Source organism: Serratia liquefaciens ATCC 27592 (genome assembly GCF_000422085.1).
In the GTDB taxonomy this organism is placed as follows: Bacteria; Pseudomonadota; Gammaproteobacteria; order Enterobacterales; family Enterobacteriaceae; genus Serratia; species Serratia liquefaciens.
Genome location: NC_021741.1, coordinates 99843 through 118620, shown reverse-complemented (window position 1 = coordinate 118620; position 18778 = coordinate 99843). Strand labels below are relative to the sequence as shown.

The 18778-nt window shown below is 54.7% G+C and carries 16 protein-coding genes and 1 tRNA gene; 3 read left to right on the top strand and 14 right to left on the bottom strand.

Going from position 1 to position 18778, the window contains the following annotated elements; genetic code table 11:
- Nucleotides 1-412: 412 nt before the first annotated feature.
- The 6 genes from dppF to M495_RS00505 form a co-directional block, all read right to left on the bottom strand.
- Complete coding sequence (dppF, locus tag M495_RS00530; RefSeq protein WP_020824731.1) at nucleotides 413-1402, bottom strand: dipeptide ABC transporter ATP-binding subunit DppF; 990 nt, start codon at nucleotides 1400-1402, stop codon at nucleotides 413-415.
- A complete protein-coding gene (gene dppD / locus M495_RS00525) occupies nucleotides 1399-2379 on the bottom strand; it encodes a dipeptide ABC transporter ATP-binding protein (protein ID WP_020824730.1) in 981 nt (326 codons plus the stop codon). The genes dppF and dppD overlap by 4 nt, the downstream gene beginning before the upstream one ends.
- A gap of 15 nt (nucleotides 2380-2394) precedes the next feature.
- A complete protein-coding gene (gene dppC / locus M495_RS00520) occupies nucleotides 2395-3297 on the bottom strand; it encodes a dipeptide ABC transporter permease DppC (protein WP_041414095.1) in 903 nt (300 codons plus the stop codon).
- 11 nt (nucleotides 3298-3308) lie between these two features.
- Nucleotides 3309-4328, bottom strand: a complete 1020-nt coding sequence (dppB, locus tag M495_RS00515; RefSeq protein WP_020824728.1) for a dipeptide ABC transporter permease DppB — start codon at nucleotides 4326-4328, stop codon at nucleotides 3309-3311.
- 170 nt (nucleotides 4329-4498) lie between these two features.
- Entirely contained in the window at nucleotides 4499-6106 is a 1608-nt protein-coding gene (dppA, locus tag M495_RS00510; RefSeq protein ID WP_020824727.1) for a dipeptide ABC transporter periplasmic-binding protein DppA, read from the bottom strand.
- Nucleotides 6107-6707: 601 nt separating this feature from the next.
- Complete coding sequence (locus tag M495_RS00505) at nucleotides 6708-8399, bottom strand: glycosyl hydrolase family 18 protein (protein ID WP_020824726.1); 1692 nt, start codon at nucleotides 8397-8399, stop codon at nucleotides 6708-6710.
- 377 nt (nucleotides 8400-8776) lie between these two features.
- On the opposite strand from M495_RS00505, the gene M495_RS00500 reads away from it, so the two are divergent.
- Together M495_RS00500 and M495_RS00495 are read left to right on the top strand one after the other, a co-directional pair.
- Nucleotides 8777-9058 (top strand): toxin-antitoxin system TumE family protein, encoded by a 282-nt coding sequence (locus tag M495_RS00500; protein ID WP_041414093.1) that lies wholly within the window; start codon nucleotides 8777-8779, stop codon nucleotides 9056-9058.
- A gap of 10 nt (nucleotides 9059-9068) precedes the next feature.
- A complete protein-coding gene (locus M495_RS00495; RefSeq protein ID WP_020824724.1) occupies nucleotides 9069-9425 on the top strand; it encodes an HVO_A0114 family putative DNA-binding protein in 357 nt (118 codons plus the stop codon).
- 53 nt (nucleotides 9426-9478) lie between these two features.
- On the opposite strand, the gene M495_RS00490 is transcribed toward M495_RS00495, so the two are convergent.
- The 7 genes from M495_RS00490 to M495_RS00460 form a co-directional block, all read right to left on the bottom strand.
- A tRNA-Pro gene (locus tag M495_RS00490) sits at nucleotides 9479-9555 on the bottom strand.
- 120 nt (nucleotides 9556-9675) lie between these two features.
- Nucleotides 9676-11007 (bottom strand): MFS transporter, encoded by a 1332-nt coding sequence (uhpC, locus tag M495_RS00485; RefSeq protein ID WP_020824723.1) that lies wholly within the window; start codon nucleotides 11005-11007, stop codon nucleotides 9676-9678.
- A 100-nt stretch (nucleotides 11008-11107) separates the two neighbouring features.
- The gene (gene uhpB, locus M495_RS00480) at nucleotides 11108-12643 is read right to left on the bottom strand and encodes a signal transduction histidine-protein kinase/phosphatase UhpB (protein WP_020824722.1); all 1536 of its coding nucleotides are present in this window, start codon (nucleotides 12641-12643) and stop codon (nucleotides 11108-11110) included.
- Nucleotides 12643-13233 carry a transcriptional regulator UhpA gene (uhpA, locus tag M495_RS00475; protein ID WP_020824721.1) on the bottom strand — a complete coding sequence of 197 codons (591 nt, stop codon included), beginning with the start codon at nucleotides 13231-13233 and terminating at the stop codon, nucleotides 12643-12645. Before uhpA ends, uhpB begins: the two co-directional genes overlap by 1 nt.
- Nucleotides 13234-13599: 366 nt before the next feature.
- On the bottom strand, nucleotides 13600-15294 hold the full coding sequence (eptB, locus tag M495_RS00470; protein WP_020824720.1) for a kdo(2)-lipid A phosphoethanolamine 7''-transferase: 1695 nt from the start codon (nucleotides 15292-15294) through the stop codon (nucleotides 13600-13602).
- Between the two features lie 220 nt (nucleotides 15295-15514).
- Complete coding sequence (locus tag M495_RS00465) at nucleotides 15515-15940, bottom strand: organic hydroperoxide resistance protein (protein WP_004934114.1); 426 nt, start codon at nucleotides 15938-15940, stop codon at nucleotides 15515-15517.
- A 157-nt stretch (nucleotides 15941-16097) separates the two neighbouring features.
- Nucleotides 16098-16562, bottom strand: a complete 465-nt coding sequence (locus tag M495_RS00460; protein ID WP_020824719.1) for a MarR family winged helix-turn-helix transcriptional regulator — start codon at nucleotides 16560-16562, stop codon at nucleotides 16098-16100.
- 112 nt (nucleotides 16563-16674) lie between these two features.
- Between M495_RS00460 and M495_RS00455 the strand changes: the two genes are divergently transcribed.
- Nucleotides 16675-17274 carry an HD domain-containing protein gene (locus tag M495_RS00455; RefSeq protein ID WP_041415142.1) on the top strand — a complete coding sequence of 200 codons (600 nt, stop codon included), beginning with the start codon at nucleotides 16675-16677 and terminating at the stop codon, nucleotides 17272-17274.
- A 3-nt stretch (nucleotides 17275-17277) separates the two neighbouring features.
- Here M495_RS00455 and M495_RS00450 read toward each other — a convergent pair whose 3' ends face one another.
- The gene (locus M495_RS00450) at nucleotides 17278-18672 is read right to left on the bottom strand and encodes a carbohydrate porin (RefSeq protein WP_041414092.1); all 1395 of its coding nucleotides are present in this window, start codon (nucleotides 18670-18672) and stop codon (nucleotides 17278-17280) included.
- Nucleotides 18673-18778 lie beyond the last annotated feature (106 nt).

Here is an 18778-nt window from a genome sequence, read left to right as displayed (position 1 = left end):
GGTTTTCGGATGTTTGGGGTAAATCAGAAAACATAATCCTTTGTTTTTATTAGTCCCTAATCAGAACTTTTAATTGCAAAGGACTTTATCAGCCATCTGGGCACGCCTTCAGGCGTGCTTTTTTTTGCAGCCATCAATCTGCGGCGGAACCTTAATCCTTAACATTGGCTTTGGGCATTCCATTCCAATCGGCGTAATAATCCGGATAAAAAAAGCCAAGAGATTAATTATCAGTGGTTTGCGAAGATTCCTAATTCAGCTTATTTCGTCAGGATTTCGCTAAGAAAAATAAGCGCCATTAATACAAATAAAAAATCCACTCAATAAACTAATTAATACGATCATAATTAAAAGCAAAAAAAATGCCGGCGTAAAAACCGGCATTTTTAGTTAATTGTCATGGATAACAAAGTTATGCCGCAGAATTTTCATCCTGATCGACCGCAAAGCAGGCCACCATCTGCTCGCCGTATTGCTTTAACTGGGGTTGCAGTTGGGTACAAGGCCCGAAAGCACGGCGGCAGCGAGCATTGAATGCACAACCTGGCGGCGGGTTCATCGGGCTGGGCAATTCGCCGGTCAGCTTGATGCGCTCGCGACGCATATCCGGATTCAGGCGCGGTGTCGCGGACAGCAACGCCTGGGTATACGGATGACGCGGGTTGTTGAAGATGGCGTCTTTACTGCCCTTCTCCACGCAGCGGCCGAGATACATCACCATCACTTCGTCGGCAATGTGCTCCACCACCGACAAATCATGGGAGATAAACACGTAAGACAGCCCCAGATCCTGCTGCAAATCCATCATCAGGTTCAACACCTGCGCCCGCACGGACACGTCCAGCGCGGAAACCGGCTCATCGGCAATCACTACGTCCGGGTTAAGCATCAACCCGCGTGCAATAGCGATACGCTGCCGCTGCCCGCCGGAGAACATATGGGGATAACGATCGTAATGCTCGGTTTTCAATCCGACCTTGGCCATCATCTCCAGCGCTTTCTCACGACGTTCTGCGCTGCTTAACGCGGTATTGATCTGCAACGGCTCCTCAAGGATCTGCCCGACCTTCTTGCGTGGGTTGAGCGATCCATAAGGATTCTGGAACACGATCTGGATCTTCTGGCGTCGCAGCTTCTCAGCCGTGACATCCGGCTTCAGCAAATCCTGCCCCTGATAGTACAACTCGCCACCGGTCGGAACTTCAATCATCGTCAGCAGGCGACCCAGCGTCGATTTACCACAGCCGGATTCGCCCACCACCGCCAGCGTTTTGCCACGCTCAAGCGTAAAGGAAACGCCATCCAGCGCTTTGACCAGCCGCTCCGGGGCAAATAGCCCCTTCTTGACCGGGTAGTGTTTCTTCAGGTCAATCGCCTGCAATAAGGGTTGGTTCTGGCTCATACGGTCGGCCTCCCCGCATCATCCAGCGGTGTGTGACATTTAACCTGACGGCCGGGAATGCTGCGCAGTTCCGGCTCTTCAGTACGGCAACGCTCATTGGCGTACGGGCAGCGTGGATTGAGCAAACAGCCGCTTGGGCGGTCATATTTGCCCGGTACCACGCCAGGCAGCGAAGCCAGGCGCGCTTTATCGGCGGCGAATTCCGGCAACGCGCGCAGCAGCGCCTGAGTATAAGGGTGACGCGGTGCGCGGAAGATTTCCGATGCCTTACCGGACTCCACCACCTGCCCGGCATACATCACGATGATGTGATGCGCCGCCTCGGACACCAGCGCCAGATCGTGAGTGATCAGCAACAGGGCCATATTTTCACGCTGCTGCAATTCCAGCAGCAGTTCGATGATTTGCGCCTGAATGGTCACGTCGAGCGCGGTGGTCGGTTCATCGGCAATCAGCAGCTTTGGTCGGCAGGCAATCGCCATGGCGATCATCACGCGCTGGCTCATCCCACCCGAAAGCTGGTGCGGATAAACGTCGAGACGCGAAGCCGGGTCGGGGATACCTACCTGGGTCAGCAAATCAACAGCCCGTTGACGACGAGTACGGCGGTTGCCGCCCTGGTGCACCTTCAACGCTTCCATGATCTGGAAGCCGACGGTGTAGCACGGGTTAAGGCTGGTCATCGGATCCTGGAAAATCATCGCCACTTCCGAGCCCACCAGTTGGCGACGCTCTTTTTCGGAAATTTTGCGCAGATCCTGGCCGTTAAACTCCAGTTTTTCGGCCATCACCTTACCGGGGAAGTCGATCAGCCCCATAATCGCCAGCGAGCTGACGGACTTGCCGGAGCCGGACTCGCCGACAATGCCCACCACCTGGCCCTGCTCCACGCTGTAACTGATGCGGTCTACCGCGCGGAAGGGAGTGCCTTCGTCACCGAAGTGCACCGAAAGCTTGTCTACATTTAATAACGCCATCTCTCTCGTCCTCTGTTACTGCTTGAGTTTGGGGTCGAGAGCGTCACGCAAACCGTCCCCCATCAGGTTAAATGCAAGCACCGTCAGCAGAATCGCCACGCCGGGGAAGGTCACGACCCACCAGGCGCTTTGAGCGAACTGCAGTACGTCGGAGAGCATGGTGCCCCACTCCGGCGTTGGCGGTTGCGCACCCATGCCCAGGAAGCCGAGAGCGGCCATATCCAGAATGGCGTTCGAGAAGCCAAGAGAGGCCTGGACGATCAGTGGCGCCAGGCAGTTTGGCAAGATGTTGATAAACATTTGGCGCAGCGCACCGGCACCGGCCACGCGTGAAGCGGTGACGTAGTCGCGGTTCACTTCCACCAAGACCGCCGCGCGCGTAAGTCGCACGTAGTGCGGCAAGGCGACGAAGGTTAACGCCAGCGAAGCGTTGACGATGGAGGGGCCGAAGATAGCCACCAGCACCAATGCTAACAGCAGGCTCGGCAACGCCAACATGATGTCGACGATACGCATGATGATTGCATCTACCACGCCGCCGAAATAGCCGGCCAGCAGGCCCAGCACCACGCCCATGATCAGCGAAAGCACCACCACCAGACAGCCGACCAACAGCGACAGCCGCGCGCCGTACATCAGGCGCGACAGTACATCACGGCCCACATCGTCAGTACCGAGGATATATTGCCAGCTGCCGCCTTCCTGCCAGACCGGCGGTTTGAGCAGCGCGTCGCGGAACTGATCCGCTGGCGCATGCGGTGCCAGCACCCCGGCACCGATGGCGATAACGAACATCACAATGATATAAACCAGGCCGACAACGGCCCCTTTATTGCGCTTGAAATAGTGCCAGAACTCCTGAAACGGGGTCATGGGCTTCGGCGCACCTTTAACTACAGACTCAGTGACTTGAGACATTAGAGCGCCCCTTATTTCTTGTGGCGAATACGCGGGTTGACCACGCCGTAGAGCACGTCTACCAGCAGGTTAACCAGAATAATCATACAGGCGACCAGCAATACGCCGCCCTGAACAACCGGATAGTCGCGACGCTGCAACGCATCCATCAGCCAGCGCCCCAGGCCCGGCCAGGAGAAGATGGTTTCGGTCAGGATCGCACCGGCCAGCATGGTGCCGACCTGCAGGCCAATCACCGTTACCACCGGCAGCAAGGCATTGCGCAAAGCATGCACCACGATCACCCGCATGCGGCTCACGCCTTTGGCGCGCGCGGTACGGATGTAATCTTCGCCCAACACTTCCAGCATTGAGGAGCGCGTCATACGCACGATCACCGCCAGCGGAATGGTGCCGAGTACGATAGCCGGCAGGATCATATGCATCACGGCATCAGCGAAGTCGCCCGGTTCGCCCCAAATCAGGGTATCAATCAGCATAAAACCGGTTAACGGCAAGGTATCGTCGAGGAACACCGTGTCGCTGACCCGCCCCGATACCGGCGTCAGGTTTAGCTGCACCGAGACCAGCATGATCAGCATCATGCCCCACCAGAAAATCGGCATCGAGTAGCCGGTCAGCGAGATGCCCACCGCGGTGTGATCGAATATTGAGCCTCGCCTGACTGCCGCCAGCACCCCGACCGGGATACCCACCAGCACGGCAAAAATCATCGCGCAGAACCCTAATTCCAGCGTGGCCTTGAAGCGTGGAACAAACTCATCCCAAACGGAGATGCGGCTTTTGAGGGACGTACCCAAATCACCCTGCAACACGTTGGATACGTAAGAGAAATATTGTTGATAGAGCGGTTTATCCAGCCCCATTTCCGCCATCAACTGCGCATGGCGTTCTGCGGAGATCCCGCGTTCCCCGGCCATGATGGTCACCGGGTCACCGGGGATCATATGGACGAATGCAAAAGTCAGCAAAGTTATGCCGATAAACGTTGGGATAACTAACCCCAAACGTCGGAGTATGAACTGCAACATATCCCGAACTCTCTGTATAAAGTGCCCGGCAGCTCATCGTCCGCCAGGCTTATTAAAGCTCACACACTTTGAACAATCCTGATGCCATACGCCGGAGACTGGTCAGCAGAAGCGCAACCTGTTGCGCCCCTGCCAAGTCCATTCGTGTGTCGCCGGCTTAACGGCCAGAATTAATCTAGAGAGACATTCTCAAAGTGATGCTTACCAAGCGGATCCACAACATAGCCCTTCACTTCTTTACGCACTGGCTCGTAAACGGTGGAGTGGGCGACAATCAGTGCCGGAGCCTGATCGTGCATCACTACCTGAGCCTGTTTGTACAGTTCGATGCGTTTGTCGTGGTTCGATTCAGCGCGTGCCGGTTGGATCAGATCTTCAAACGGCTTGTAGCACCAACGAGAGTAGTTGGAACCATCTTTCGCCGCCGCACAGCTAAACAGCGTGGCGAAGAAGTTGTCCGGATCCCCGTTGTCGCCGGTCCAGCCCATCATCACCGTCTGATGCTCGCCCGCTTTGGCGCGCTTGAGGTACTCACCCCACTCATAGGTCACGATTTTGGCTTTCACGCCGATTTTCGCCCAGTCAGACTGGATCATTTCCGCCATGCGGCGCGCGTTCGGGTTGTACGGACGTTGTACCGGCATAGCCCACAGGTCGATGGCGAAGCCGTCTGCCATGCCCGCTTCTTTCAGCAGCTCTTTGGCCTTGACCGGATCGTAGGTGTAATCCTTCACCGCGTCGTTATAGCCCCACATGGTTGGCGGGATCAGGTTTTTAGCCGCCTGGCCTGCGCCCTGGTACACCGCGTCGATGATCGCCTGCTTGTTGACCGCCAGGGTCAACGCCTGACGCACCTTCAGGTTATCCAGCGGTTTTTTCTCAACGTTGAACGACAGGTAGCCAACGTTCAGCCCCGGTTGTTCCATCAGGTTGATGGTTTTGTCCTGCTTCATGCGGGCGATGTCAGCCGGGTTCGGGAACGGCATCACCTGACATTCGTTTTTCTGCAGCTTGGCGTAACGCACTGAAGCGTCTGGCGTGATAGAGAACACTAAACGGTCGATCTTCGGCTTGGTGCCCCAGAAACCGTCGAATGCCTTATAAAGGATTTTGGAGTCTTTCTGGTATTGCAGCAGTTGGAACGGACCGGTACCGATTGGGTTCAGGTCAACTTTTTCCGGAGTACCGGCTTTCATCATCACGTCGGCGTATTCGGCAGACAGAATGGATGCGAAGTCCATACCCAGGTCAGCCACAAACGGGGCTTCCGGACGGTTCAGCACGAAACGGACTGTGGAATCGTCCACCTTCTCGATTTTGGCGATCAGTTTCGGCATGTCCATGCCTTCAAAGTACTCATAGCTGCCGCCGGAGACTTTGTGATAGGCATTATTCGCGTCCAGCTGGCGTTCGAAGGAGAACACCACGTCGTCGGCGTTGAAGTCACGGGTCGGTTTGAAATCTTTGCTGCTCTGCCACTTCACGCCTTTACGCAGGTGGAAGGTGTAGACTTTGCCGTCTTCGCTAACGTCCCATTTTTCAGCCAGGCCCGGCTGCAGTTCGGTGGTGCCGATTTTGAATTCGACCAGACGGTTGTAAATTGGCACCGAGCTGGCGTCATAAGTGGTACCCGAGGTAAACAACTGCGGGTTGAACCCTTCCGGGGAACCTTCAGAACAGTAAACCAGAGTCTTGGCTTGCACGCTGGCCGCAACGGTCAACGCAATCAGCCCAATACCGAATTTCAGAATCCCTGTTTTTCCCAAGGAACTTGTCATCGCTAGTGCTCCATTATGTGATGTGATGTGTGTTTTACCGCCAGAGCCTGTATTTTTTATTGCGCGGCCTGTGCAGTGTGCCCGAAGGCTGGGAGGGATAATTGCGCGAGAGAGCCGGGTGGAACGCGTCCCGGTGGGGGCGTCTGAGCGCGTGGAATTCACTCAAACAACTCTCGCTCTTACCCCTGAGGCTACCAAATTGCCAACTGTTTGGGGTGTCGTCAATATAACCAGTAGGGATTTACACAGACTGTGAGAAACAGCAAACAAACATAAAAAAAACCTTTCTTTAACAGTTGCAGCATTAAAAATTATGCTACACGGTCATTTTTAGTTCGTTAGCCTGCACTGAAGAAAGTTACTGGTGTTTAACTCCGATAAAAAACTAAAAAAGTTTGTTGCTGAATGATGAATATCTGAACGGTTATTTTTGTGATCTGCGTTAAATACAGGATGAAATGCTGATCCCCTACCCGAAAGAGTGAGGCACTGAAGCCCTTTTTGATCGAGACGACACCACAATCTATGCGCCGTTAAAAAACTTTCGTCTGTAAAAAGCCGGGGGCGAAAAGATATCCCCCGGCAACGTACTACAACCGATTTAAGGCGTACCGACGCTGTTGCCCAGGCTGCTGTTCATGTTATTCAGAATTTCGCCGTTATCGGCGTCAATTTCCCATGAGAACAACCCGCCCAGCTGCTTATCCAGCACATATTTGCCCTTCGCCTGCACCGAGCGCGCATCGTCGAAGGTGATCAGATCGCCAGTGGAAGGTTTGAAGACATAGGGTGCTTCAGCGGTAGCATCGTAGCTGTACTGCCATTCGCCGCTCATAAACTCATTGGCGATCTGGCGGTAATCCACGATGCCATTTTCCCAGGTACCTTTCACCGGGCCAGTGGCGGTGCCGGTAAACGGAATGTTGTTCTGGTAACCGTTCACCCCGGTCCAACCGCGACCGTACATGGCGGTGCCCACCACGATTTTGCCCGGCTTCACGCCCTGCGTGAGCAGTGCATTAACGCCATTCACCGTGGTATACGCCGTATCCGGTTTCCAGGCCGGCGCTTTCAGCGCAGTCTGGTGGCCCAGGTTTTTCAGATCGAATGCCCCATAGAAGTCGTAACTCATCAGGAAAATGTGATCCATCGAGTTTTGTGCGGTGTTGTAATCCACCTTATCGATTTTATCCTTGCCGGCGCTGATCGCAGAGGTCAGTTCATACTTACGGCCCGTTTCCGCCGAAAGCTGATCCAGCATGGCGCGCAGCTCTTTCATCAGCTGCACATAGGTTGCCCCATCCTGCGCACTGCCCAGTTTCGGGTTAGCACCCTGCCCGCCCGGGAATTCCCAGTCGATATCTACGCCATCAAAGAACTTCCAGGTTTGCAGGAACTCCTTCACCGAGCCGACGAAGCGATCGCGCTTCACCTTATCGCCCATAAAGAAGAACGGATCGGATAACGTCCAGCCACCGATCGACGGCAGGATTTTCAGGTCCGGGCGCGCCTGTTTCAACGCCATCAACTGGCCGAAGTTGCCTTTGTAGGGGTCGTCCCAGGCGGTCACGCCCTTCTGACCTTTCTGCAGCGCAGCGAACGGATCGTGGATCGATACCTTAAAGTCTTCACGCCCCTGACAGGAACGCTGTAACGCCTGGAAGCTGCCTTCGATCTCTTTCAGGCTGTCGTTGATGCCGTCACCGCCACAGATAGGGATAAAGCCGTACAGCAGGTGCGTCAGATTCTGAGCCGGAAGTTTATCGACGGTGAAATTACGGCCGTAAACGCCCCATTCAACGAAATAAGAGCCAACCACTTTGCCGGAGTCTTGTTTATAAGGCTTATTCTTTTCCAACAAAGGTTCTTTTAAAGGTGCCAAATGGCTACCGTCGGTATCTGCCACCACAATTTCGGTTGCATCGCTGGCGGTACAACCGTCGGCGTTGCATAACGCCACCTGCATTTGATAACGGCCGCCTTTATTCACCTTAAAGTTTGCGGTTCCCGAACCACCGGTTGAGGCACCACTCCAAACTTCTTTGCCATTTAATAATACTTTCGCCGTGGTACCGGTATCGCCATTCCATAAATTCCATGAAACAGAAACGTCGGCGGCATTTTTTACTTTCACCAGATTATTATAAGCCGTCGCCGCTTGATCGACTTCGACAATGGCGAATTTGGTATTGCCCCAGGCCAACGTAGGTTTGCCCGGTGCAGCGGCCTGCGCCGCAGAGCACAGCGTGCTGCCGATCAGCAACGCCAACAGCGGTTTATTAAATTTGCGCATAACTGATTCCTTTATTCCGAGAGGATAAACATAAAATAATTAATCATGGCCACCCATTGTCGGAACAAAATAATCCCGCAATAATCCTGGCCGATTAAAGTTAATAAATAAGTATTCATCTTTCCACGCAACGGAAATCTATCATTCCCATTTCGTGTATTCAGACTATAGATAAAATAATCATTAAAACAAGATGGCTATCAAGCGGGTTTTATTGAGCAGCGATGAATTTATTTAATAATGAATCACTGCTGCCAATAGGAATAAGGAGTGTGAATTAATTTCTGGGCAAGGATCAATATTTGTCATGGGATTGATGTCATTATTGACATCAAATTTAAATTGATGGTAGCGTAAACATCAACAAGGAATGTTCAATGCCAGCGACACTCGTAATGAACAGGCGTATTTGGCTGGATACAAACAGTTTGCTCAGTCTGGTTGTATGGGACGTCACTTCTGCGGTAAGAGGCAGCAACCACAAGTACAAATATCGCTTGGCCTATGTGGTTGAGGATAAATGCGTATTACGCTACGACAACGAGGCAGGCAAAGGTGACCATAAGCATCTGGATACCGTTGAGATCTCGATAAATTTTATCGATATTAATCAGCTGATTGACGACTTTATTGCAGAATTGCAGAAGTTAACCAGCTAAGGAGGCCGAAATGCGCACTCTGAGGGTAAGTGTAATGCCTGTCCAACAGGCAATAGACGGGTTGAAGACTGATTTTGCCAAAGCTTTATCCGGTAAGGAGATGGGTAACAGGCTGATATTCCCCGATGTCAAAACGCTGACTTATGTCTTGCTGAACGCTAATCGGATGACTCTGCTGGAAATAATGACCGGTGCAGAAGCTATGTCGATTCGAGAGCTTTCCAGACGACTAAACCGGGATTTCAAAGCCGTACATACGGATGTGCAAGCACTACTGAATGCCGGCGTTTTAGATAAGAAAGGTGCAAAGATTATCTTCTCTTATGACGAAATTCATTTTGACTTCGTAACAGGAAAAGCAGCCTGAAGGGCAAATAACAGGCGAAAAAAAACCTGCTTATAAAGCAGGTTTTTCGAATGTGGTCGGCGAGAGAGGATTCGAACCTCCGACCCACTGGTCCCAAACCAGTTGCGCTACCAAGCTGCGCTACTCGCCGATGCGGGGCGCATCTTACTGCTGGGGATAATACGCGTCAATCACTTTTTCAACCCAGCCCGCCAAGTGGCGATAAAAGCGTCATAAAGCGCGGTACAATGCCCTGTACCGCGCTTTTGCATCATGCCTTGGCGGTTTTCAGCGCCGGTGATTGCGCACGCAAGAACGGCAGCAGGAACAGCGCGGACAGGCAGGCGGCGATAGAGATCACCACGAAGAAACCGTTCCAGTGCCAGATTTCCATGATGCGGGCAATCGGGTAGCCGGACAGTGCCGCCCCGAGATAGGCAAACAGACCGACGAAACCGGTCGCCGCTCCGGCGGCATCCTTATGCGAACATTCCGCCGCCGCCATGCCGATCAGCATCTGCGGGCCAAAGATAAAGAAGCCGATGGCAAAGAAACAGGCAGCCTGCAGCAGGAAGGTCACGCCCGGCATGAGCCACAGCGCCGCCACCGACAGGAAGATACCGATGGCGAAGATCAGGTTCATTGGCCCACGGTTACCGCGGAACAGCTTGTCGGAGCCCCAACCGGCCACCAGCGAGCCGATAAAGCCACCCACTTCGAACAGGGAAATCGCCGAGTTGGCGGTCATCAGCGAATAGCCTTTTTCCTGCGTCAGGTACAGGTTGCCCCAGTCGTTGATCGCCGTACGTACGATGTATACCAGCACGTAAGACACTGCCAGCAGCCAGATGTACTTGTTGGTCAGCACGTAACGCTTGATGATTTCCCGATTGGTCAGGCCCTGGCCTTCCGATTCCTGCACCAGTTCCATGGCGTCGTTGCGCCATTTACCGACGCTAGGCAACCCCATGGATGACGGCTTGTCACGCAGGCGCCAACACATCAGCAGGCCCAATAACACGCCGATAATGCCCGGAATGATCATGCCGTAGCGCCAGCTGAAGTGCAGCGAGATAAAGCCGACCAGCAGCGGGATCAGCGCACCACCGAAGTTGTGCGAAGTGTTCCAGATAGCCCACCAACTGCCGCGTTCGGAGCGGGAATACCAACTGGTGAGGATTTTTGAACAAGGCGGCCAGCCCCAGCCCTGGAAGAAGGCGTTGAGGATCCACAGCGTACCCAGCATCAGCAACGAAGAGCTAAGCCCGAAGAAGATATTGAGCACGCCGGTCATGATCAGACCCAGGCCCATAAAATAGCGCGGGTTGGAACGATCGCTGATCATGCCTGAGATGAATTTAGAGCAGCCGTAAGTAATGTAGAACAGCGTACCCAGGATGCCGACATCGGACATCGTCAGGCCAAGATCGCTCAGCATAGCCGGCATGATGAAGTTGAAGCTTTTGCGCGTAAAGTAAAACGCGGCATAGCCGATGTACATCGTCCACATCAGCTGGATACGCCAGTATTTATAGCTGGCATCGATCTGTTTTTGATCGGTAACCGGCGGCACATCCTGGCGGCTTTTAAGGAAAGACCACATGTGAAACCTCAGAGAATAGGAAAAGTGCCGCTATCATGCTGCGCGCGCGCGCGAATGGCTTACGCCGGATTCCCGACGCAGTTAGGAGTATTTCCTAGTTTTACGCTTCTGCCGTTGAAACTGTGGGTAAGATCACATTCAAACAGGTGCCATGCTCCGACGTCAGCCGCAGTTGGCCCCCCAGTGCGCTAATGCGCTCTTGCATGCCGCGCAGGCCGTAACCCGGCTCATGGTCAGCCAAATCGATGCCGATGCCGTTATCGCGAATGCTCAGCAGGATTTGCGGCGGTCGCCCTTTACGGTGACGAAGACGCGCGTCCAGCTCAATGCGGCTGGCAGCAGCGTGGCGGCAGACGTTGGTCACCCCCTCCTGGCAAACCCGGTACAGGGTAATTTTCAGCGTTTCATCCAGCAGTTCATCCGGCACCTGCCACTGCATCGTGCTCACCAGCGACGTATCCTGCGGTAGCGACTCACGCAACATCGCCGCCACCGCCGCCGACAGCGGCAGGTTATTCAGGGCGGCGGGCCACAGCTGAGTCAGCACGTCGTGAACGCCGTCATACACCCGCAGCGCCAGCGTATCTATCGCTTCTGCACAGCCGATCACCGGCGGCTGTGGTGCCAGACGCTTGATAATGCTGGCCTGGGTACGGATCACGGTGATGGTCTGGCCGACTTCGTCGTGCAGCTCACGCGCGACCTCCCGCCGGGTTTGCTCTTCGGCCGTCACCAGCGCGCGCGCCAGCTGGCGGTTTTCCGTCAATCGCAGCCGTAGCTGCTGGTTCAACTCACGCTGGCGTTGAATGCCGGCCCCAAGCAGCAGCCCGGTCAGGCTCTGGGCCAGCAGCGACAACAGCAGGTCGCGATGCGACTCGGGCTGCGGTGGCTCGTTGGCGACCAACACCACGCCGTTGAGCAGCGTCGCCAACAGCGCCCCCTGCCAACCGTAACGGTACGACATGAAGACGATCGGGATGGCCAGACAAAACGGCGCAAAGCGGCGCAGCTCGGCGGCATTCACCTGCTGTTGCAGCCAGATACTGAGCGCAAACAGCAGCAGATAGGTAGCCAGATGCCGTAACCGCAGCGTCACCGGTTTATGGATCAGGCCCGGTTCGAGCGGTACCCAGATTTGCCGCGCCAGATAGTGCCATAGCAGCAGGCAGGTCGGGGCGATGGTGAAGCCACCCGCCAGCCCAAGCAACAGCGCCCGTGCGCCCTCGCCGTTCACCACCTGCCACACCAGCGCCTGCAGCAGTGCGGCGACCGCCACCACCGCGCCCTGCATCAGCGGCCATTGCCATTCGCTGTCGTTTTGTTGATGGCGCAGCAGCCACGGGGACGCGACCAGGCTAAGCAACACCGTCAACACCAGCACCACCACCGAAGCCCACAGCGCCGGCCCGTAACCGAACTGATCCGCCAGCAATACCATCAGCAGCAGGTCGGCCAGCAAGATCCCCGGCCAGAAGCGGTAAGGGCTTTGCAGCAGAATGCCCAGGCGCAGGCCAAACGGGAACAGCAGCAGCGCCTGCCAGGGCGGGTCGATCAGCGCGGTGCCGATGCCCCACAGGCAAAACGCACTGGTGGCATAAATGAAAAACAGCGCCAGTTGGGTGATCAGGCGTTGCATCACAGATTCAGCATCCGCTTCGCCAGTTCGACGTTATTGTTAATGCCCAGCTTGGCGAACAGATTGGCGCGATGCACGTGGACCGTTTTCGGCGATAGCCCCAGGGCCACGGCAATCTCCCGTACCTCCTGCCCTTGGGCGAGTAACAGCGCGATTTCGCGTTCGCGACGCGTGAGGGGATCCACCTTCACCCGTGCCAGCTGTTGGGCGATTTCAGGCATCAGGTACACGCCGCCGCTGGCGACGGTGCGCACCGCGGTGATCAAATCTTCCGGCTTGCAGCGTTTGGACAAGAAGCCGCAGGCGCCGCGCTCCAGCGCCATTTCTACCAGCGCCGGGTTGTCATGCATCGACAGCATCACCACCCGAATGCCCGAGGGAATGTCCGCCAGCAAATCCAACCCGCTGCCATCCGGCATCGAAATATCGCAGATGCAGATTTCCGCCTCCAGGCCTGGTAGCCCAGCGCGCGCCTGAGCAGCACTGCTGAACTCCCCCACTACCTGAATATCCGCCTCAAGCGACAGCAGTTGCACAAAGCCCGATCGCACAATGTCATGATCGTCAATAAACGCCACGCGCAAGGTCATGGAAATCTCCGGTTCGAGGGGGAAAGTGCCCAAGTATACCCTATAGCTTTCAAGTTGCAGCTAGGCGCCCAGCTCGTTCATCCCCAGGTATTGTAGGGGCGCCGCATGCTGCGCCCGCATTAATCGGGGCGAATTTATTCGCCCCCTACAGTAACTGGGGTGAACGACAAATCTGTCGGGAACAGATTTGAACGCTGCTTGCAGCAGCCCCGAAGGGGCAAGACCCACGGACGGGTCTTGTAAGCAGGTAATAACGCTGCAAGTTGAAAGATGACGGGTATATACCGCAAGCCTGTGCCGGATTAATTGATGAAGGGAAGGTATTAACAGATTTTACCGGGCGCAGTGCGCCCGGTATTGCAGAGGTTACAACTGTGCCGCCGGCAATTTTTCCTGCGGAATATTACACCAGTTGTTTTTCGCCACGATGCCGCCGTTCGGCGAGGTATATCCGAGGCAGCCGAGAATGGTATCGAACAGCTCTACATGACGGTGGGTTTTACCCACGCGCTGTTGGGCCTGAAGTTGTTCAAACGCCCCGCGATGCTGAGGATCTTCCAGGAATTTATCGGATGCCCATACCATCATCGGTACGCGGAACTGCTCCGGCGGTGCCATTTCACGCGGCGTGCCGTGCAGGTGCGAATTCTCGCCGATAGATTCGCCGTGATCGGACGAATAGAACACAATTGCCTTCTTCTCACGCACCTGATCAATCACGTTGGCGATAAAGCTGTCGGTATACAACACTGAGTTATCGAAGGCGTTAACCAGCTGCTCTTTAGAACAGAAATTGTCGACGCCGGTACACTCAGGTTGGTAACGCGCGTAGCTGCGTGGATAACGCTGTGAATAGAGGTAATGCGAACCTTTAGTGTGCAGGATCACCATGTGCTTGCCCTGCGGATAGCGGGCCAGCGACTCTTTCATTTCGTCTACCAACAGCATGTCGTCAACCGATTTACCGTCATTGCGTTTCTCGGAGGCGATCATTTCGCGGAACGAATAGTTGTTCACTTCGGTATTGTTATAGAACCAGACCTCGCTCTGCATGGCAAACAGCTCCGAGGTGAAGCCCAGATCCTTCAGCACTGCAAACACGTTCTGCTCTTTCAACGTACGCTGTGGGTTGTCTGAGGTACCGCCTTCGCGCACGAACATGCAGCGCAGAGAAAGTTTGGTCGAGGTATCGCAGGATTCACCGCGGAACGCCACCAGGTTTTTCTCTTTGGACAGGCGTGGCGTGGTGTCACGGTCGTAACCCAGTATCCCCATGTGATCCCAGCGCGTGGTTTCACCGATAATAAACAACACGTAGGTATCATCGATATCGGCCGGCGGCACATAGGTAAAGTTCTTGGCCGGGTCGAACAAATTGGCCTGATCCTGGCTTTCGTCATACCGGGTATAGGCAAACAGCCCCAGCGCAGACAGCCAGTTGGATGGCAAATAGGAGTGCGCCACTACGCCACCGTAGCTCGGCAAATCCACATTGGTGATTTTTTCCTGCGCGCTCTGTTCGCTGTCCAACATACGCAGCGGCAACCACACCAGCGCCACCACCGCCACCAACACCACCAGCGGTTTCACCCGGTGCCCTGGGGTTTTCAGCTGTTCGATCAGCGTGTAGCGCAGGTTGTTTTTCCAAATGCACAGCAGCGGCAAGGCGCTGAGCACCAGCATCCATAATACAAAGTGCAAGCCGACCACTTCTTTTGACAGGTCGATATCCGTGGTCATGACCGAGACCACAATGCCGTAGCCAATCACCACGTTGAAGAACGTCATGTAATAGCTGGCGGCAACGGAAATCAGCACCAGTAACGAAGCAACGATACGGTAAAACAGCCGGCCACCAAGCGAGACCAGCCGCATGATAAAGAAGGTAAACAGCACGATAGCGATAACCTCGGTTACCGCAGAAATAACCTTAATCCCCTGAATGCCGTGCGAAAACGAATCAAAGCGACGATAGAAAACGGAAAGGTTTAAAAAGATGCCGATATAAATCGCTAACAATAACGATAAATTCTGCTGTGAAAGCGATTTAACTTTGTTCATGTAACGCGGTGGCTCCGGACGGTAACAGTTCTGAATCAGTCAGACATTCAATGCGGCTTCAGGTTCAGCCGATCGGCAATAAGCGCTATTTCGGGGGTAATAATCAAGAGAATTCTCAAGAAACGGATATTTTTTTCATTTTTTGTGAGAAGTGTAAAGGCGGGGCAGAACGAGAAAGGGAGGGATACCCTCCCCTTTTTCCGTGACGTTGGCGAAAGTCTTACTTAACGTTAAGCGTTACATCAATATTGCCGCGGGTAGCATTGGAATAAGGGCAGACCACGTGGGCTTTTTTCACCAGGTCTTCCGCCACGCTGCGCTCGATACCCGGCAGGCTGATATCCAGTTGCACTTCGATACCGAAACCGTTGGGGATTTCACCGATGCCGACGGTGCCATCAATTTTGGCTTCGGCAGGAATTTTCACCTTTTCTTTCGCCGCAACAAACTTCAGCGCGCCGAGGAAACAGGCCGAGTAACCGGCAGCAAACAGCTGCTCCGGGTTAGTGACTTCACCGCCCGCGCCACCCATTTCTTTCGGCACGCCCAGTTTGACATCCAACACGCCGTCGGATGAGGTCGCACGGCCATCGCGGCCACCGGTTGCGGTGGCATGAGCGCGGTAAACAACTTTTTCAATCGACATAAATCATTCCTTCTTTTGGTTGGAGGCATCATATCGGATCCAGTTGGCTGAACCCGATCATAGGTCTATATCTCACGATTAAATCGCGCACTACTTAAATTACCCACTTATTTCAGTGTAGCGCAGGATCGCCGATCCTGCGTCTGGCAGCCGTTCTTCAAATCTGATCTATCAGCTTGCCGCGCAGCTTTTCGAGCTGCTGCTTGATATTAACGATTTCATCGAGGCTGCAATCGGTAGCGCACATCACGGCTTCCGGCACCGCCTGCGCTTTTTCACGCAGCGCGCGCCCGGCGTCGGTTAACGCGATAATCACCTGTCGCTCGTCGGTCGTGGCGCGGTAACGCAACAACAGCCCTGCCGTCTCGAGCCGCTTCAACAGCGGCGTCAGCGTGGCGGAATCAAGAAACAACCGCTCGCCGATGTCCGAAACCGTGATTTCGTCACGCTCCCACAGCACCAGCATCACCAAATATTGCGGATAGGTGAGATCAAGCTGGCTCAGCAGTTTGCGATACACCTTGTGCAACGCCAGATTGGCGGAGTACAGGGCAAAACACATCTGCTGATCGAGCAGCAGCAGGTTTTTCGCTACGGGGTGTTCGGGGTTTTTACTTTTCATGTTTTGAATATAGATAGCGCACGATGTAATCGCAAGCTATTTTTTAATCGGTATGCTACCTTTTTTAATGCAGGGGATGCCACAGCAGGGTGCTGTGCCGGAGGAAAAGGATATGACAACCACACTGGTAGAACGCGCACGCCGCTACGCCACCAAGGCGCATGCGGCTATCGATCAGCGCCGCAAATACACCAATGACCCCTACATCGTTCATCCGCAGGCGGTAATGGAAATCGTCAGCAGCGTGCCGCACAGCGAGGAAATGCTGGCTGCCGCCTGGCTGCACGACACGGTGGAAGACACGCCCACCACCCTCGGCGATATCGAGAGCCATTTTGGGCCAAAGGTGGCAGAACTGGTGGCAATGCTGACCAACGTCAGCGGCACCGGCGGCGGTAATCGCTTCGAACGTAAAAACCGCGATCGACGGCACAGCGCCAACGCTTCACCGCAGGCCAAAACCATCAAACTGGCCGATCTGATCGACAACACTCGTTCACTGCTGGAATTCGACAGCCATTTTGCGCGCACTTATTTGATAGAAAAACAGCGTCTGCTGGAAGTGCTGACCGAAGGCGACCCGACGCTGTGGCGCCAGGCCAACCATATCGTCGAGCAGGGTCTGGAAAAGCTGCTGTTGCCGCCGCATAACGTCCCGGCAAGCTGGTTCGAACATGCACGCCAGCGTTACCGGGAAAGCGATGCGGCGTAATCCTCAGAAGGTCACTACGGTTTTCAACGCCGTCACCCAGGCATCCTGCGTTTCACTTACGCCCCCCGGATGATGCCAGTATTGTAGGCCCGGCTGCAGCTGCAGCCAGGGGGTGACGTTGAAGCGATAGTAGAGTTCTGCCGTCACGGAATGTCCTGGCACCGGGCGGAAATTAGGATCGTTATACGCGGTGGCGTTGTTGAGTTGATTCAGGTAACGCTGATTATCCCGGTAATGGTCGCTCAACTTGACCATTGAAACGCCCAGGCCCAGCCAATCGTCCGGCCGCGCGTCAAACAATCCGCGGTAGCGAATACCGGTGGAGGTGGAGTAATGCATATAGTTGGAACGCGGATCAGCCAATCCCAGGCTGTAGAACAGGCTCAGACCCCGATTGGCATCATCCGGATGACGCGTTAGCTGTTGGTTAAAACCACTGTACAGGAACCAGGTGCGGTCATGGCTGCGATAGCCGTTTGGATCGCTCGCTCCCGGGCCGCCGGAGACCCCCTCATACAAATCTTGTTGCCGGGCATTGGTGAACAACACTCCCAGGTTATATACCCCCGGCAACTGATTGACCGCATGGGTTTTCAGTTCCAGCTCCATCGGCAGCAACAGGCCTTTACTGCCTTTGGTCGACCAGCTCCAGGCATGGCTGCGGCTTGGGGCGCTTGGGTTCTGCTCCATCAGGCCGGTTTTGAAGGTCAACCCGTCGGTCAGTTTGTATTGCAGCGTGGTACCCCAGTAGTGGACATTCCAGTTATACCAGGTCAATGAGTTGGCGGACTTGCCGCCGCACAGCGTCAGCGTCTGGAAGTCACAGGGAATGATCTGATCGAAATCCTGCACCTTGTTCATCATGCCGATGCGCCATTGCAGCCGACGCTCCAGAAAACTGCGGCTAAAGGTCAGCCAGCCCAGCCGGGTGATCGACTGGCCGCCGTAACTTTCCTGGGACAAATCGGTCGGATTAACGCGCGGATCCTGCAGGCGGTCGCGCGTCAGGTTGTTATCATGGTTGCGGTTAACGATATTGCCTTCAAGCGCCGCATCCGGAATGCCGGTCAGCGCCTGCAGGTCCTGGCTGAAGGTCAGCGAGAACTGATCAATATAGGACGCCTGCCTGTCGTGGTTATATCCACCGCCGGCGTTATAGGAAAGCTGGCTGAGATAACCCAGATTATAGTGAAAGCCATGATCTTCCAGGATCGGTCTGATCCCCAGCATGTCGCCCAACAACCCAGGTTGTGGCGGTTCAAACCCGAGCGCGACGCCTTGCCACTGGGCCGTTGGCGCCTCCACGTCTTTGGCGGTTTGCAAAGTTTCCGCCTGTGCGCCAACGCTGATCCACAGTAATCCTGCGCAGGTTATTGAGTGAGGTAATGGGTATTTCATTATTATATTTCTCCGCATATTACGCTGACTGCGGGCAACAGCATTCCCTGGGCGAGAATTCCCCAAACATTGGCAGCAGTAGATAAAGGTCATGACCCGGTGATTG